The sequence below is a fragment of the Leptolyngbya sp. FACHB-671 genome (assembly GCF_014695745.1).
In the GTDB taxonomy this organism is placed as follows: Bacteria; Cyanobacteriota; Cyanobacteriia; order Elainellales; family Elainellaceae; genus JAAUTN01.
Window position 1 is genome coordinate 14917 of the sequence record NZ_JACJOV010000141.1, and the last position, 16112, is coordinate 31028.

Annotated in this window: 14 protein-coding genes; 3 read left to right on the forward strand and 11 right to left on the reverse strand. The window is 48.6% G+C overall.

Going from position 1 to position 16112, the window contains the following annotated elements:
- Window positions 1-182: 182 nt before the first annotated feature.
- The 4 genes from H6F93_RS22430 to H6F93_RS22445 all read right to left on the reverse strand — a co-directional run bounded on the left by H6F93_RS22430 (window position 183) and on the right by H6F93_RS22445 (window position 5712).
- Window positions 183-1184 (reverse strand): ABC transporter permease subunit, encoded by a 1002-nt coding sequence (locus tag H6F93_RS22430; protein WP_190685562.1) that lies wholly within the window; start codon window positions 1182-1184, stop codon window positions 183-185.
- Window positions 1181-2785: a sugar ABC transporter ATP-binding protein gene (locus H6F93_RS22435; RefSeq protein ID WP_190685565.1), complete on the reverse strand. Its 1605-nt coding sequence runs from the start codon at window positions 2783-2785 to the stop codon at window positions 1181-1183. Before H6F93_RS22435 ends, H6F93_RS22430 begins: the two co-directional genes overlap by 4 nt.
- 123 nt (window positions 2786-2908) lie before the next feature.
- On the reverse strand, window positions 2909-3913 hold the full coding sequence (locus H6F93_RS22440) for an ABC transporter substrate-binding protein (RefSeq protein ID WP_524537998.1): 1005 nt from the start codon (window positions 3911-3913) through the stop codon (window positions 2909-2911).
- Window positions 3914-4701: 788 nt separating this feature from the next.
- The gene (locus H6F93_RS22445) at window positions 4702-5712 is read right to left on the reverse strand and encodes a TOBE-like domain-containing protein (RefSeq protein WP_190646644.1); all 1011 of its coding nucleotides are present in this window, start codon (window positions 5710-5712) and stop codon (window positions 4702-4704) included.
- A 288-nt stretch (window positions 5713-6000) separates the two neighbouring features.
- Between H6F93_RS22445 and H6F93_RS22450 the strand changes: the two genes are divergently transcribed.
- A complete protein-coding gene (locus H6F93_RS22450; RefSeq protein WP_190685570.1) occupies window positions 6001-6723 on the forward strand; it encodes a phosphatase PAP2 family protein in 723 nt (240 codons plus the stop codon).
- A 26-nt stretch (window positions 6724-6749) separates the two neighbouring features.
- On the opposite strand, the gene H6F93_RS22455 is transcribed toward H6F93_RS22450, so the two are convergent.
- Both H6F93_RS22455 and H6F93_RS22460 read right to left on the reverse strand, forming a co-directional pair.
- Entirely contained in the window at window positions 6750-6902 is a 153-nt protein-coding gene (locus H6F93_RS22455) for a hypothetical protein (RefSeq protein WP_190685573.1), read from the reverse strand.
- Window positions 6903-6926: 24 nt separating this feature from the next.
- Complete coding sequence (locus H6F93_RS22460) at window positions 6927-7766, reverse strand: arylamine N-acetyltransferase family protein (protein ID WP_190685576.1); 840 nt, start codon at window positions 7764-7766, stop codon at window positions 6927-6929.
- A 267-nt stretch (window positions 7767-8033) separates the two neighbouring features.
- Here H6F93_RS22460 and H6F93_RS22465 point away from each other — a divergent pair, with 267 nt between their 5' ends.
- On the forward strand, window positions 8034-8192 hold the full coding sequence (locus H6F93_RS22465) for a hypothetical protein (protein ID WP_190646648.1): 159 nt from the start codon (window positions 8034-8036) through the stop codon (window positions 8190-8192).
- Between the two features lie 151 nt (window positions 8193-8343).
- On the opposite strand, the gene H6F93_RS22470 is transcribed toward H6F93_RS22465, so the two are convergent.
- A complete protein-coding gene (locus H6F93_RS22470; protein WP_190646649.1) occupies window positions 8344-8907 on the reverse strand; it encodes a DUF3611 family protein in 564 nt (187 codons plus the stop codon).
- A 600-nt stretch (window positions 8908-9507) separates the two neighbouring features.
- Here H6F93_RS22470 and H6F93_RS22475 point away from each other — a divergent pair.
- Entirely contained in the window at window positions 9508-10431 is a 924-nt protein-coding gene (locus H6F93_RS22475; RefSeq protein WP_190646650.1) for a LysR substrate-binding domain-containing protein, read from the forward strand.
- 184 nt (window positions 10432-10615) lie between these two features.
- Here the strand turns inward: H6F93_RS22475 and H6F93_RS22480 are convergent, their stop codons facing one another.
- The 4 genes from H6F93_RS22480 to H6F93_RS22495 form a co-directional block, all read right to left on the reverse strand.
- Window positions 10616-12295: a peroxidase family protein gene (locus tag H6F93_RS22480; protein WP_190685579.1), complete on the reverse strand. Its 1680-nt coding sequence runs from the start codon at window positions 12293-12295 to the stop codon at window positions 10616-10618.
- A 376-nt stretch (window positions 12296-12671) separates the two neighbouring features.
- Window positions 12672-13418 (reverse strand): phosphatase PAP2 family protein, encoded by a 747-nt coding sequence (locus H6F93_RS22485; RefSeq protein ID WP_242043568.1) that lies wholly within the window; start codon window positions 13416-13418, stop codon window positions 12672-12674.
- 20 nt (window positions 13419-13438) lie between these two features.
- Window positions 13439-15553: an FAD-dependent oxidoreductase gene (locus H6F93_RS22490; protein ID WP_190685582.1), complete on the reverse strand. Its 2115-nt coding sequence runs from the start codon at window positions 15551-15553 to the stop codon at window positions 13439-13441.
- A 162-nt stretch (window positions 15554-15715) separates the two neighbouring features.
- Entirely contained in the window at window positions 15716-16093 is a 378-nt protein-coding gene (locus H6F93_RS22495; protein ID WP_190685585.1) for a Uma2 family endonuclease, read from the reverse strand.
- Window positions 16094-16112 lie beyond the last annotated feature (19 nt).

The following is a 16112-nucleotide window of genomic DNA, read 5'->3' on the forward strand; positions in this document are numbered from 1 at the left end:
CTAGGGAGTGTTTTATGGGGGTTAGGGGAGTTTAATGTTTTTGGAGATCTCCCTAAACCCCCCTAGGAAGGGAGACTTTGAGCGATTCAGTTCTCTCTTTATTAAGGAATTAAGGAGGATTAGAGGGAAAAAGGCTGAAACACACCCTCGTCCCTAGCTTCCAGCCCCTAACCCCTCTCTCCTCAAGTCTGATACCGTGTCCTGAGCCGATCAATTGTCACCGCAATAATAATCACTAGTCCTTTGACGACTAACTGCCAGAAGAAGGAGACGTTGAGCAAAGTTAAACCGTTGTTGAGCAGAGCAATGATTAGAGCTCCGAGGAGGGTTCCCCAAATAGTACCTATGCCACCTGTGAAGCTGGTGCCCCCCAAGATGACAGCAGCGATCGCATCTAACTCATAGCCCTGACCGAGCATTCCAGTAGCGCTGTAGAGGCGGCTAGCACTCATCACGCCACCTAAACCAGAAAGCAAGCCACTTACGCCATAGACAAATAGCAGGACCCAACTCACTTTAATTCCAGTCAGGCGTGCTGCTCGTGAGTTGCCACCCACGGCATAAATGTGAGTGCCTAACACAGTACGCCGCAGGATAAACCAGCTTGCGATTATCGTTGCTAGAGCAATAATTACCAGCCAGGGAATTGGACCTAAATAGTAGTTACCAATCCAGGCGAAATTTATTTCCCGGTTGATTACCGTTGTACCGTTGGCGATTAGGTAGGCAAGTCCGCGTAAGCCCGTGTAGGAACCCAACGTGACGATAAAAGGCGGCAAATCCAGGTAGGCTATCAGCGCCCCGTTGACTAACCCCAGCCCCAAGCCTGCCAGCAGAGCTGCCGGAACAGCCAGCGCGTCCAGTCCTGGAATGAGGGAAACCAGTACAGAGACGACCGCCGTTACGCCCAAAATTGAGCCAACGGAGAGGTCAATTCCCCCTGTCAGAATTACAAACGTCATCCCAGCCGCCAGGACGATGTTAATCGAAGCCTGACGCACCACGTTGATTAAGTTGCCTGTCGAGAGAAAGTTGGGCGTGAGAACGGAGAACAAAATGCAGATAATCAGCAAAATCGGCAAGATACCTGCAAGCTGAAATAGGGTGCGAAGGGACTGGCGCTTGCGGGTGCGGCGATCGCTCCTTCTTGCTTCTTCACTACCTCTTAGCTGGGTTTGACTCATGACTGGCTAACCTCCTTAGCTCCCGTAGCGTAGGCCATAATATTTTCCTGGGTGATTTTGGTTCCGGTGGTGCCGCCGACTTCGCCGACCAAGTGCCCTTCACGCATAACTAAGACGCGATCGCTCATTCCAACAATTTCCGGTAACTCACTGGAGATCATCAGAATCGCTACCCCTTGCGCTGCTAGGTCACTGATGATGCGATAGATCTCACTTTTGGCACCGATATCCACCCCCCGCGTCGGCTCATCTAACAGCAGCACTTTGGGATTGATGGCTAGCCAGCGAGCCACTAACAGCTTTTGCTGGTTGCCGCCTGACAGGTCTATCGCTCTGGTCGCAGGACTGGCAACCCGAATTCCCAAGTTATTGATTGCATCAGCGGCAATCTGCTTGAGGACACCAAAGTTCATCACCCCTGCCGTGGATCGTTTGCCTAAAACATTCATAGTGATGTTTTGGCGAGAAGTCATTTCCAGGAAGAGTCCCTGATCTTTGCGGTCTTCAGGCACGTAGGCGATGCCATTGGCGATCGCATCTTTTGGGCTAGAAATGTGTAGCTTCTTCCCATTCAGGAAAACCTCCCCTGCTGTTGCCGGATCAGCCCCAAAAATCAGCCGAGCCAGTTCTGTTCGTCCGGCTCCGACCAATCCTGCCAGCCCAACAATTTCTCCCGCGTAAAGTTCAAAACTGGCGGGTTGCACCTTGCGTCCATCGGCTAGTCCTTTAACTTCCAAAACGGGTGCAGAAGGAGAAGAAGGGGCGATCGCCTCTCCGGATGAATCCACTAATGAATCTGCTGATGTGCGGGATGATGAGTGCGACTTGTGTTCATAGAAATCACCCAAAGCACGACCCACCATCATTTGCACCAAACGCTCTGAAGAAATTTCAGACTTTTCTAACGTGCCAACGTACTCACCATCCCGCAAAACGCTAACGCGATCGGCGAGCCGATACACCTCCGCCATTCGGTGGCTAATGTAAATGATGGCAATCCCGTCATCTCGCAACTGACCAATTAGCCGAAAGAGCTGTTCCGTTTCCCGATCAGACAGGGCGGCGGTTGGCTCGTCCATCACCAAAATTCGGCTTTTGTCCTTCAACGCCCTGGCAATTTCTATCTGCTGCTGTTCAGCAATGGATAGTGTAGACACCAGCGCATCTTCACCAAAACCGGCACCCAAGCTTTTCAACAGTGCTGCTGCCTCTTGCCGCATCTGATCACGCTGCAAAAACGTTGCTGCCTTAGTGCGCTCGTGCCCCATGAAAATGTTTTCCGTAACGGTGAGATTTGGCGCAACGTTCAACTCCTGATAAATCAGCGTAATACCTGCCTTTCGAGCATCATTGGGGTCGGCAATGCGAACCGTCTCACCGTTAATTTGAACCTCACCCGTATCAGCAGTGTAAGCCCCCGCCAATATTTTCATTAATGTGCTTTTGCCTGCTCCGTTTTCACCCATGAGTGCATGAATTTCTCCAGGGAAAATGGTTAGGCTTACGTCCCGCAACGCATACACACCATGAAAACTTTTACTAATGCCCCGCATTTGCAGTACAGGCTGAGTGGGGGCAGAAACGACATTACTAGTAGTCATAAGTGTTCTGGGTCATTGGTCATTGGCACTGATGTAGAGGTTGAGATCTCCAACTTCTTGAAGAAGCCGGAGATCCAAGCGCTCTTGGTTAAAGGTCATCGCTTACTAGGACAAATGGCGAAACTATTCGCTTGTCCAGCCTTTGTACTGGTCTATGTTGTCTCTGGTAATCAGTTCTACCGGAACGAGAACCGTTGATTCAGGAGGTGGGTTACCCTGCACAATGTCATTGCCTACCTCAACGGCTGTAACTGCCATTTGGAAAGGATCTTGAGCTGCCGTTGCCACGAATAAACTATCCTCATTCTTGAGAGCATCAACGGCTTCGGGCGCACCATCTACCCCCACGATGAAAAACTCATCTCGCTGGGCTTGTTTTGCGGCTAGCTCTGCCCCAATTCCGGTGGGGTCATTGATCGCAAATACAGCATCAATATCAGAGAAGGAGGTGAGCAAATCACTCATCACCCTCAAGCCACCTTCACGACTGCCCTCAGCGTTCTGATCTTGGGAAAGGATGTTAATGTCAGGATATTTTGCCAGAACATCGGTGCAGCCATTTACCCGGTCGATTACCGCAGACACAGGCGGACCATTAATAATGACGATATTGCCTTGACCTTCAATGCGATCGGCAATGTACTGACAAGCTAATTCGCCTGCCTGGACGTTGTTAGACGTGACGGTTGCGTCTACGCCTCCTTCAGCCGCCACGTCAACGGCTATTACTGTTGCACCTGCCTGCTTTGCCTGAATTACTGCGGGAGCAATTCCCTCACTGTCTGCTGCGTTCAGCAGGATCAAATCAACTCCAGAAGAAACAAAGTTTTCGATCTGGTTGAGTTGTTGATTCAAGTCATAGCCGCTTGAAACAACTGTTGTCTCTACGTTCTCACCGCCAAACTGCTTGGCTCCAGCTTCTGCCCCTTCCCCAACCTGGACAAAGAAGGGATTGCCTAGGTCACCCACCGTAACACCAACTGACGTGAGTTCTGCACTTTCCCCGTCTTGAGCGCCATTGCTTTGATTGCTTTGACTACCAGGAGGCTGGTCGGTGCAGGCAACTAAAGCGCTGCCAACTAATCCCGCTAAACTGATTGCGATCGCTACTCTCTTCACATTCGTCACCCAGAAATCGCCAGAAGAGAGCTAGATGAAAAACTAAATCTGCTAACGCATTTGTCCCTAAATCAAAGTTAGAAAGTGAGGCAAATCTTGATATCAGAAATTTGTTTGAACCAAAGTAAAGATATCTAACTTCTCAACTTTCAGAAATATTTGCTGTCTCACTTGAGGTAAATTTTTATCAACTCTTTTAGCCTTGCCTAGTCAAAAGATGCGGTAGCAATAATGCTTCTGACATTGTTTTAACAATAGCAAACTAAAACAGGTAATAAATCGTTTTGTGCAACAGGTGAGACACCTGCACCAGCATGATTTGCCTGATTAAAGTTATTGCAACGGCTAGCTAAGTCAAACTAATTTACCTGATTAAAGTGCGGGCAAACAAACCCATCTCCTGAAGAAAACGAAACAAAAAATTGCAGATTTATGTTCGATTTAACTCTCTATTTTTCATCCTCATCCTTAACCTTCTTCCACTACATCCATCTAACAGATTATCTCGAAATGGGGTTGACATTTAGAACATTTTGTAGTGTCTCCTGAAATGAGGAGTTTCAGCATTTTGAGCTCCATATTTCAGTATCAGCTTTAACAAAAAGTAATGACTTATACAAGAGTTGTAACTAACAAAAGTAAAATAGCGTGAACTATTTCAAAGGACACAAGTCCGATTTCGTCCGAAAACTGGACGATTTATCACTGACGGTTTGTCACGAATATGTAGCATTAAGAAAGGGAATCCCCTAAAGAATTCCCTTTCACAATTCTTGCGTTTTTACGAAGCATCCTTCCTAGCGCTGTAATGCAAAAGATCTTGTATCTTTGGGCTTCACAAAAACTTGCTGTTTGGGCTTCAGATTAAGCTGATCAAACTTTTCACGGGTCAGATAAACCGTAACCGCTTGACCATCCTCAAGCGCCAACTCACTTTGAATCTCCCAACCTAAGTGAACCACGCGCTGCACTCTGGCGGGTGCAGTAGAGTCGTCGGGTGAAAGCTGCACTACGACATCATGAGGACGCAAGAAAAGCTGGGGCTGACTGGTCGAAATGCCGCTTTGCTGAAAAATCCGGGCATCCCCAGGAAGGACATTCACTGGGCCGATGAAACTCATGACAAACGGACTAGCAGGATTGTCATAAATTTCGGCTGGGCTACCAATTTGCTCGATTCTTCCCTGATTCATCACGACAATTTCGTCAGACACTTCCATCGCTTCTTCCTGGTCGTGGGTGACGAATACGGTCGTGACATGAACTTTGTCGTGCAGGTTGCGAAGCCAGGTTCGCAGATCTTTACGCACTCTGGCATCGAGTGCGCCAAAGGGCTCGTCTAACAGCAAGACTTTGGGTTCTACGGCAAGCGATCGCGCCAGTGCAACTCGTTGGCGTTGTCCGCCAGAGAGTTGGGAGGGATAGCGATCGCCCAAACTCTGGAGCTGAATCAAATCCAACAGTTCTTCTACACGGTTTTGGATGCGCGGCTTTGGCCACTTAGCGATTTCCAGCCCAAACGCAATGTTTTTGCGAACGGTGAGATGCTTAAACAGCGCATAGTGCTGAAACACAAACCCAATATTTCGGTCTTGCACGCTCTGATGTGTAGCATCCTTGCCTGTCAGATAGACTCTGCCACTGTCTGGTTCTTCTAGCCCAGCAATCACTCGCAGCAAGGTAGACTTTCCAGAACCCGATGGACCTAATAACGCAACGAGTCCACCCGTCTTAATCTCAACGCTTACTTGGTCTAAAGCAAAAAAATTGCCAAACTGCTTAGATACGTTTTCAACCGTAATGCCCACGCGGAAGCCTCCAAACGGTAATCGAGATAAATACAGTTATTCGGTCGGAATGCCGTATTTTATGTTTGTTATTATGGAGCTTCGTGTACCAAAAGTACAGTATCTTCTGTGACTTACCGTAATTTCTTTAGCATTTTGGCAGTATTTCGGCTTATTCTTCCAAATTTTCCTATGGAGAAAAAAAGTCAGGCTAATTCCCTTCTTGGTAGGAGGGAATGTGATTGAGAATGGTGCAAGACTCAAGTAAATACTCTTGGAAGCGAAGATTACTATCAAGGATTTTTGTCTATGCTTGAACCTGATTCTTTTAGATTTGGCTTTCGGAAGCCTGCCCAGGCTTTTCTGGGGTTCTTTAAAGGGCTATTAGGTTCTCGTTGGCCTTCTCTACTGATGTTGCTGCTAGGTGTTTACCTGCCACTGTTAGGATTCGAGACCTTAGCGCTGAAGATTGGAAACTATGAAAGTGGCTTTCCCTGGGATGTTGCCATCCTCTTGTACCTTCACAAGACAGCAAACCCCCATCTCGATCTATTTGCGTCAACGTTCACTAAGCTTGGGGTGTATTGGGGTGTATTTCCGTTTGCCGTTGTGCTTGGCGTGATTTTGCTGAGGCAAAGACAGTGGCGATCGCTTGCTTATCTGCTCACTACGCTTTTAGGTAGTTCGGCCATCAATCTTGCCGCAAAAGGCATGATGCAGCGGATTCGTCCTCATCTATGGGAATCACTTTATCCAGCAGCGTCAGGGTTTGCCTTTCCTAGTGGACATGCCATGTCGAGCATGTCACTCGTTGCAGCGTTGGTTGTCTTGACCTGGGGAAGTCGTTGGCAGAGGTGGGTACTAACGGTTGGCGGACTCTTTGTTGTAGCGATCGGTTGGACAAGAATCTATTTAGGAGTTCACTACCCCAGCGATATTTTGGCTGGGTGGCTAGTTTCGATTGGATGGGCGGTTGGAGTCAGCCTAATTGTTAGACCTCACCTGCGAAGAGCAAGCGTTGACTCGCTCTAGCAAATAAAGCAAGGCGAAATTAGCGGCTACAGAAGTGCTTGAATTGCCATTGAGATTTCGGCATCAGTTGCCAGATTATTGTTGAAGCAAATTTCTGTATGTTGACTGATGAGAGTTCCAATGTATGGCTTTCCTGCTCCTTTTGGAGCAATTAGCATGTAAAGGATTCGACTCATCATTCTTACCTTAAACGTGAAATCACATCAGGCATTCAGGGGATTATCAATTAGCCGTTGCAAGACCGTGTCTAGGTTGGCGATCGCCCCCAACTCTAATTGAAATAAGTCCTCAAGTGCAGAACGCAGCTCGGTTGCGGTACTCAACGTCTTTCGCTCGGTAGGATTGCCCAAATGATGGATTGCAAGCTGGTTATTGCGTAGAGCATAACGCCGATCTGAATCGGGTCTGGCAGCAATAAGTGAATTCACAAAGGGTGAATTAGGATGAGTGGAAATATACCAATTGCTTACCTCATAATCGGGTAGCTGTTGTTCGTGCAGATCAAAAAGATAAAGAGATTTCCACTCCTGCCCGGTAAATGCCTGCATGATGTAGGTACTGTCCTCTCCAATCAAGCGGAATAGCTCATGGGGAGTACTTTGTTGAAAATCTAGCTTTAGAGACAGGGGCGTTGTAAGGGTTAAGCCACCAAATCCAACATCTGCAACATAGGTTTCTCCATCCAGATCAATTCGTAGCAACATGTGGGTACGAGGCATAATGCTTCCTTTGGGAAGACCCCAAAGTACACGAGCCGCCAAGTTTTTCACTTGAAAGCCAAGGGTGAGCAACACCGACCGTAGCAACAGGTTTTGCTCAAAACAGTAGCCTCCCCGTCTTTCATAAATTAGCTTGCGCTGCAAAGATTCTAAGTCTAGAAGAACAGGTTGCTTGAGCAATGGATTGAGGTTTTCAAACGCGATCGCCTTTGCATGACAGAGGTGAATTGCCTGGAGCGTTGTCAGGGTAGGAGAGCGATCGCCACTATATCCAATGCGTTGAAAATAAGCATTAAGGTCTATTACATTCGGTATTTGTTTCATCCTATCTGCCGAGCTATAAGCTCCTATATTCCTTTTAAGATACTGATAGTTGTGAGAAACAGTTCAAGTTTACTCCTCACAAACCTGATTTAGCGGTGTTGCTTATGAGCTAGCTTAGGGAACTTCACCGCCTATCTTCGTTAGACTAAATCGTAACTTAGAGCGGTCAGTCAGAGGTGACGGCTTTGCAGAACTATACTTCAGACTCTAAGCCATCGTTTCTATATCAAGTTTTCGCACAATATATTTTGTTTAGGAGAACTCCAAATGTTAGAAACCATTGCAATTCAAATTCCAGAAGATGCTCGAACTCTAGAGGACTTAGAGGAAACTGAGCGACAAGCATTGGCTCAAAAATATCTCCGAAATCCGTTCTCTGTTCGCTGGTCAACATTGGCTCAATTATCCCAAAACCCTGAGCTATAGTGCTGTTTATCTCATACCACTTGTACAAAAAACCAGATATTGGAACTTGTCCCGCGTACGCGGGACAAGTTCCAATATCTGGTTTTAAATTAGTTACAAAAAAGGGTAGGACTTAGTCCTACCCTTTTTTGTAACCCCAAACTGGTGGAGGTTATTGTTTGACCCGCTCTAGCAGCCAGAGGGAGGCGATCGCTCCCGCGAAATGAGCCGTAATGCCTGTCATATTCGCCATGGCCACCAGAATATCCAAAGCACGAATAATCTTTTGTGGGTCATAAACCGCGATTCCTTGAGGTTGAGCCAATACCTTACCCAACAGCACGCCCAGAGTCGCACCACCTCCTAAAATCGTCAGCAGCATTCCAATCAAGCTCACTAGCAGAGACAGCCGCAGCACTTTAATTACGTCCGCTCTATGAGGATTTGCTTGATCGGAATCAAGCAACAGTTTACCTGTGCGGGTGTATCGAAATGAGAGAAAGATGGCGAATAGCAGCACTAAAACGCCACAAACCGCCCAGAAGATACCAACCCCAATGCCTGGAGTATTCTCGTCGCTAAAGTTTTGTCCAGTAACAGCAAAAACTAGAATGAGCGATGAAACAATAGCTAATCCAATTTGCAGCCAAAACGTAGCCCATCCTGTCCACCGAAAAGTTACTCCAATATCGTGCAGCTTTGGACCTAGCGATCGCCGCTCTGTTTGAGTCCGCATACCTCTTTCCTCGTTCAACTGCGAATTCCGCTTTGGAATCTCACCTTCAAACCATAACGATCTCATTGATGAGAAACCACTTCCTAGAGAGGGAAAGGGGGATAGCGGTAAGGATGTTTTGGCACTAGAAATTAACCCTGGTTTTGAAGCGTGAATGGAGACTTCATTCAATGTAGGACTTTTAACTTTTAATCAACAAAAGAAAAGCGCTGCACAATGGCGGCGAAAGTACTAGCAAAACTTCAGAAAAACCAACTGCCTGCGGGAGTGGGAACCAGGTGCTTTCTGAGCTAGTAACTTACCGTAACCGTACAGCGCTATGGAAGGGAACTTGTATATTTGCTGTTAATCCCAATAGTACTCTTAAAGTCCATAGATAAAAATCACTAGTTCTTATCTTTTGCATAGATTTTTATCTATGATAACAACTTGCAGGAAGAGAGAAACCCTTATGCTGTATAGCTTCTAGCCACCCAGCTACATTCCGGGCAAAGAAATATTGTGCGAAAAATCCATAGATAAAAATCACTAGTTCGAGCGCCTGTGATAGACTTTTATCCATAAACCTGCCCAGGCAGAAATTGACGCAGGAGCTTTCAGGTGATCCACGCCACCCTACATCAACTCAAAGTGTTTGAAGCAACGGCTCGTCACGGCAGCTTTACCCGAGCTGCGGAAGAGTTATTTCTGACTCAGCCAACGGTTTCTATGCAGGTAAAACAGTTGACCAAAGCCGTAGGGTTACCCCTATTTGAGCAAGTGGGCAAGAAGCTTTACCTGACAGATGCGGGACGCGAACTGTTTTCTACCTGCCAGGATATTTTTAGTCGGCTCGACCAACTTGAAATGCGAGTCGCAGATATGAAAGGCATGAAACAGGGACAGCTACGGTTAGCAGTGATCACCACCGCCAAGTACTTTGTCCCTCGATTGCTTGGCCCATTCTGTCAAATCTACCCTGGCATTGACGTTTCGCTAATTGTGACCAATCATGAGCAGGTGATCGAGCGGTTATCAGATAACCAGGATGACCTCTACATCATGAGCCAATTGCCTGAACACATGGATATTGAAGCTTATCCATTTATGGATAACCCACTAGTCGTAGTTGCTCCCAGCACTCATCCACTTGCAGGCAAGAAGAATATTCCTATATCAGAGTTGGTTGGAGAGCCTTTCATTATGCGAGAGCCAGGTTCAGGCACTCGCCGCTCGGTGCAAAAACTGTTTGATCAGGAAGGAATATCCGTCAGGGTAAGACTAGAGTTGGGCAGTAATGAGGCGATTAAACAGGCGATCGCCGGGGGCTTAGGCTTATCCGTCCTCTCTCGCCACACCCTCACCCCCGAAATCCCCAATAGTGAACTCACTGTTTTAGATGTGCAGGGCTTCCCGATTCACCGCAACTGGTACGCCGTCTCCCTCTCAGGCAAACAGCTTTCAGTTGTCGCCAGCACTTTCCTGGACTACCTCAAGGTGGAAGCAGCAAAGCTTTCTGATGGGGCAATGTCGATTTTAGTGTGAGGAAATTGGGTTTTATCATTACGAGGCTCCGCCTTGTAATGCCATACCCGAGGCTCTGCCTCTTGCTCATTCCCAATCTCTCCCATCTCTACATCGAAATAGGGGTTTGGCATTGCCAAACCCCATCACAGAGAGATGATACAGGTTAATTAATCCACAGTTGTGAAGTAATTAGCACTAGGCCTTACAGCATCACACCTGCAAACTTAAGGAAGTCACCGATCGTGTGGATCTCACCGCCATCTGGCAATCTCACACCCTTACCTGGCTCCCACTGCTGACCGTTATAGTCACGCTGATTCAAGTAAGAAGCAGGGTCATTCATCATTAGACCGATGAATGTCTCAGCAATCAGACGACTACCCACTTCACCCAACGTATCTCCCTTTGCCCGAACTTCGGACTCTTTGAGAATGTAGAACCAAGCAGGCGTCTTCTCCAGGAAGGGTTCCAGTGCTTGATTCATGGCATCAGAGTTGTCTTGCTTTAGCTCCTCTGGGGTTAGCTGGGCTACACCCAATTTCGCTGCCAGGCTTTGTCCAGTGGGAATGCTGAGCAGATAGCCGCGCAGCAAGTTGCGCTTAGCCAGGTGCTTCAACAGTTCTTTGATCATGGTTGAGGGTTCATCTTCCCCTTCGTTGATCATGGTGGACAGAGGTGGAGTCAAGTGAGTGTCAATTTTGCGGGCAGAACGTCTTTGCCGCTCAGCAGCAGCCGTTTTGTCCACAAATCGATCCCACTCAATGATCCAGTTGAATGGCAAGGTATCGTTCGCACCGGGACCGTTGCGCTCACCAATGTTACCTCTGCCCGTAAAGGAAAACAGCAACTCAAAGCTGGCGCTGGGAATCAGGACAGCTTCAAGTCCAAAGTTGCGATTGTAGTCGTAGCCAGCCCGCACCATGCTGTGCCCGAAACGGTATGCCGCAACAGAAAATTCTAGGGGCATGAAGATGTCGCGATATTGCAGGTCGTAGAATTTCAGCCCGCCCTTGAGAATGTTGTCTACTGTTCCATCTACAGTTAAAGTTTTGAGGAAATCGTTCACTACAAGCCACTGGTGGTGCCAGCGAACCAGATTTTGCGCCCGCTCAAACAGACCCTGTTCATCCTTAAAGCTCTTGGGTTCGTTTGTCCGAATCCAATCGACCACTGCGTTATGGAATCGCAGGAAAGCAGTGTGAAGCTGAGCAACAATCAGGTTTTCGTCGTTGCGGCTATCACCGATGATGGCGTTTCTGTCTTTGCGAGGCAGGTCGCGCATCAGGTCATCTGTTGGCGGAATTCTTTCTCCGGGAACGTCATCACCTGCAGAGTTCTTGAGCGCGTTTTGACCGATCTTGAACTTCACCGGATCATCTTCCTGGTAAAAGTCTTTCGCTTCGGTTGGGTTTGTGGGATTCAAAGTTGGGCCATCCCCATAGACGCTATCCAGGTCAAACACAGGACGGCGCAGATTCTTGAGCTTCTCAGCAACAAAGTCGGGCGCTAGGGGCTGAAAGTCATCTTTGATAATGTCGGTTTGCAAATCTTGGGAAGCGCGATCGGTATTGGCAGTGACATCGTGGTCGATGAACTGCCCCCAGTAAGTGTAAACCGGGGGAATATCTGAGTTTGCTTCTGCTGGATCGATGGGCTCTTGGGCATCAATCATGGCATTGCCTAGGTCTTTCAGCTTAGCAATGGTATCTGCCGGATTATCTGCCGGAAGCAGGCTATTGGGATCTTTAGCCAGATCTGGGAAAAGGTAATTAAAATCTGTTTCTACGTCGATCGCCGTTGCACCAGTTCCCTCAACGGTTCTTTCTACAAGCTTTTCTCGAATGTAACTGCCATGGCTAAACTGAAAAGGAATCTTTCGCATGGTTTCCTCTCTCCCTAAAAGGCAATGTCTGTCGAACTTTCGCTTAAAACAAACCGATCATTGAGGGATTACCCCTGAGTGAAAACGCTGAAGCTAGAATGTTTGGCTTGGTTTTCAGATAGCTCTTGGCATGGCATGGCTGCCTCAATGATCAAGCATCAAACGGTGGGTCAATCAAGACTGGCTTTGTTGCTGTCACTCTCGAAAAAGCTCGTCTTGAGGATTCTCACACCGTCTTCATCATTCTGGACAACTAATTAGCTAGTGGCAGTACCCACGCGGGTACTTTGGTTTGATACTGAGTTGCTTCAGTTAGAAAAAGGGAGGAAGGACAAAGCCTTTCCTCCCTTTTTCTCTGTATAGCTGCAGTTAATATTTACCGAGATGCGGCTTCGGCACGGCTGAGAGCGATCGCCAAGAACATGGCCCAAACTAACCCAATCGCCAATCCAGCAAAAATATCGGTGGGCCAATGCGCTCCTAAAACTAAACGGGAAACCGTGATTAGCCCAACACCAACCAGGAAAATGGCGATCGCCACAATTCGTTCAAATAAACTGCGAGAGGCTCGTATCCAAAGAAAGGCAATCAGCCCGTAGACTGTGCAGACGACTAGAGCATGTCCCGAGGGAAAGGAGTGTAAGCCAGGGGCAGCAATTCCACCTGCAATCAGGTCAGGTCGTTCGCGATTCCACAATCCCCAACCCAACCAAGCAAGGGCAAACTGAAGGACATAGGCAACCGTCATGGTAGCGGCAGTGAGAGGGCGAGATCGAGAGGCAGCGATCGCCACAAAGGTCACCACTACGGGGAGCATTCCGATCAAACTGCCAGGTGATTCCCAGGTAATTCCTTGAGCAAAGGAAAGCGGGGCTTGCTCGGCGATCGCTAGCAGCATTTGCTCATCCCAGGCTTGCATTCCCGTCGCCTGCTGCGATTTTGCGACCAGGGTAATTATCGCGGTTAGCAGAGCGGTTACCCCAAACCCCAAAGCAAGCGTGCCAAACCAGCGTCGCCACACAACAGTCGGTAACTTGCGGCAATCTCGCCAGAACTGATGCCAAATTTTTTGGGCAGTGGTCGGGACGACCCAGCGGGGCGATCGCGGTTGCTGCATAGCCATTAGTCTCAGGTATGGCGCAGCTAGATTCCTAGCTTTGCGCGGAGTACTCCATACAATACTCTAGATAGTTCGCGTCGACGCAAAAGTTGACGATCTTTTGGCGTTGCGGAAAAGGCGCGATCGCCCACTGCTGGCATTGCCTTACTCACCAAGAAAAAGAGTTGCTGTCGCGTAATCGCCTGATCTGGAGCAAACCGCCTGTTGCCCACACCAGAGACAATTTGCTTAGATACCAAGGTTTCGACACTGCTATAGGACCAATGGTCAGTTGGCAAGTCGATAAAACTGGCTGCAGCAGGAGATACTTTCTCAAGCCCCAGTAGCTTCACCAGTGCGGCTGCAACGACCGCTCGACTCACCGTTCTTTCGGGACAAAAATGTAAGTTATCTTTGTTCTCACTTCGCACAATTCCTGCCACTGCAAGCAGTTGAATTGCCTCAAAATCGAGGTCATCATGCGCCACATCATCAAACCAGAAAATCGGAATACCATTGCGAGTGAGTAATCCCTGAAGCTTGCGCGTGGGCGCTTCATTCGTGACAATATCGCGAGGCTGGGCATTCGTCCAAATCGACAATGCCGCCAGGTGCCCACTGGCTTCTCCGATCGCCCACTCCACCGGGTGCATTCGATAAGCCGCATTAGTGATGTGAGTTGTGCCAATGCTTTTGGCAGAGAGAATCAGCCCATCTACATTAATCGGCACTAATGCCCCAGCGGCTAGGGAAAACGGCAGCGCATAGACATTTTTGCCCGGAAGGCTGACGTGACCAATTTCTTCATTGCCGTGCAGGTCGAGGTAGTGATATTGACCGATGCCGACGCTATCGCTGAAACATTTGGCACGGGCTTCTCCAGGGAAAAAGGGTTCGCCGACATCTTCGTGGCGAATGGTGGTAAGCGCAATACCCCGTCGCGCCTCTCGAATGTAAGGCTCTAGGGCAATACCATCTGGCGTCCAGGTTAAATCACCTCGCGGCTTCAAATCTTTTACACCATTGGTCTGAAGGAAATGAACGTAGGCGCGGGCGCGATCGCGAGCTTGCTGAAGATGTAGCTTGCGATCGGCGCGGCTCACCCCTACCAATACCCCAACCCGATAGTCGTTGCCGCAGCACATCGGTCCATCGTGCCCATCCTTGTGCTGTCCCCAGTTAAGGACGGTGACATCTCCAGGGCTAACCGTTTTTTCATCTTCCGCCATTCGTAAAAGGCGGCGATAGCGAAAAATGCCAAAGCTATGAAAAAAGTCACGCGGGCTGGGTTCCCAATTGCCGCCACTTTTTGCCCAAAATTTGCCGCGAAACTCCTGGGCATTGAGCCAGCGCTGTGCTCCATAGCCTGTAGGGGGACCGATCGGAACACCTCTGCCCAGAGCCGTTCGCTCAACCACAACACCAAAGGTAAACGACTGCTGACAGCGTGGCAGCGGATGTTCTGGAAGGCGCTGTTCGCCTGTTTCGCTGCGGGCTTCCTGTCCAATCCGCGATTCGATGTTCCCCAGTTCTAGCAGGTCGCCTAGGTCGGTCGCTTCAATCACGACTTGCCCTTTAACGGTGAAGGTGCGACCATCCCGCAGATCTTCAAACACTACACCCGTCACCCGTCGCCGCTGTCCTAGCGTTTGCTCAAATAAAACTTCTATCGGTTCAGCGAGGGGAATTAGCTTCAGATTACCCTGAGCAATGTAGGGGGCGATCGCCTGATTCATTGCCGTCGCCGCTACCACCGGAGTCGTACACAGCGGACTCACCCAACCCCCTCCCGGATTAGCAATGCTCTTGCCTTTGACGGGTTGAAGCGATCGCTGTTTTACCCGAAACTGCCGCTGCAGCTTAGAAATTGCAAACCGTTCGCCGTCTACACTGGTCGCCGTTGCCCGATGCCGCAACAAGTCACCATCATCCGACGCAGGCAATGCCTGAGTGGTAAATTGTCCGCCGACTATTTTCGTCGGTTGCACCAAATACACCTGCAAATCAGCACGAGCTGCAACCAGTGCTGCCGAATATGCTGCTGTCGAGCCACCCACCACTAAAATCGAGCAAGACAGCACCTCCCCCTCCGCCGGTCGAGTAAATGCCCGATCTTCAAAAATTCCGTTCTGTTGTCTGATGGAGGTAAGCTGTGACATTTTTATCTAGAAGAAGGTGAAATCCTGCGGGTGTTATGGATTTTAAGATACCCAAGCCAAGGACACCTTTTCGTACAGCATGATTTAAACATCAATAGGTTCTTGCCCGACGTACAACAACCTACCGCTTTCTCAAGCGATCGCTAATCTTAAGCTACACAGCTACAATTCCGCTGCTTGAAAGATTGCATCAGTTGACAACTCTAGGTTAGGAAAAATACCCGACTTCAATCGTTGTCCTGCAATAAACCGTTGCATCTGGTATTCGTCTTCAATCAGTTGACATACGGTGACATTCGGTTGTTTAGGCTTACCAATGTGGCGAATGGCTCCTAGAGCGCAAAAGTCTACAATCCAGTATTCAGCAATGCCCATCGCTTCATATTCCACCAGTTTGTGTCCATAGTCGTCCCACCAGTTTGGCCTCACAACTTCAATAACTAATGGTTGCTGTTGGCGAATAGGAAAATCAGGCAAAACAGCCTCATTCTGTAGTACGCCACGGTCACTCAAGTAGAAGCAAGCTAAGTGCACTAGCATAAGCCTATAGCTGCTCTAG

Excerpts from the sequence above, each read along its gene's own strand:
- H6F93_RS22430 (WP_190685562.1), bottom strand. The coding sequence starts at position 1,184 with ATGAGTCAAACCCAGCTAAGAGGTAGTGAAGAAGCAAGAAGGAGCGAT.
- H6F93_RS22435 (WP_190685565.1), bottom strand. The coding sequence starts at position 2,785 with ATGACTACTAGTAATGTCGTTTCTGCCCCCACTCAGCCTGTACTGCAA.
- H6F93_RS22450 (WP_190685570.1), top strand. The coding sequence starts at position 6,001 with ATGCTTGAACCTGATTCTTTTAGATTTGGCTTTCGGAAGCCTGCCCAG.
- H6F93_RS22455 (WP_190685573.1), bottom strand. The coding sequence starts at position 6,902 with ATGATGAGTCGAATCCTTTACATGCTAATTGCTCCAAAAGGAGCAGGA.
- H6F93_RS22460 (WP_190685576.1), bottom strand. The coding sequence starts at position 7,766 with ATGAAACAAATACCGAATGTAATAGACCTTAATGCTTATTTTCAACGC.
- H6F93_RS22465 (WP_190646648.1), top strand. The coding sequence starts at position 8,034 with ATGTTAGAAACCATTGCAATTCAAATTCCAGAAGATGCTCGAACTCTA.
- H6F93_RS22470 (WP_190646649.1), bottom strand. The coding sequence starts at position 8,907 with ATGCGGACTCAAACAGAGCGGCGATCGCTAGGTCCAAAGCTGCACGAT.
- H6F93_RS22480 (WP_190685579.1), bottom strand. The coding sequence starts at position 12,295 with ATGCGAAAGATTCCTTTTCAGTTTAGCCATGGCAGTTACATTCGAGAA.
- H6F93_RS22485 (WP_242043568.1), bottom strand. The coding sequence starts at position 13,418 with ATGGCTATGCAGCAACCGCGATCGCCCCGCTGGGTCGTCCCGACCACT.
- H6F93_RS22490 (WP_190685582.1), bottom strand. The coding sequence starts at position 15,553 with ATGTCACAGCTTACCTCCATCAGACAACAGAACGGAATTTTTGAAGAT.
- H6F93_RS22495 (WP_190685585.1), bottom strand. The coding sequence starts at position 16,093 with ATGCTAGTGCACTTAGCTTGCTTCTACTTGAGTGACCGTGGCGTACTA.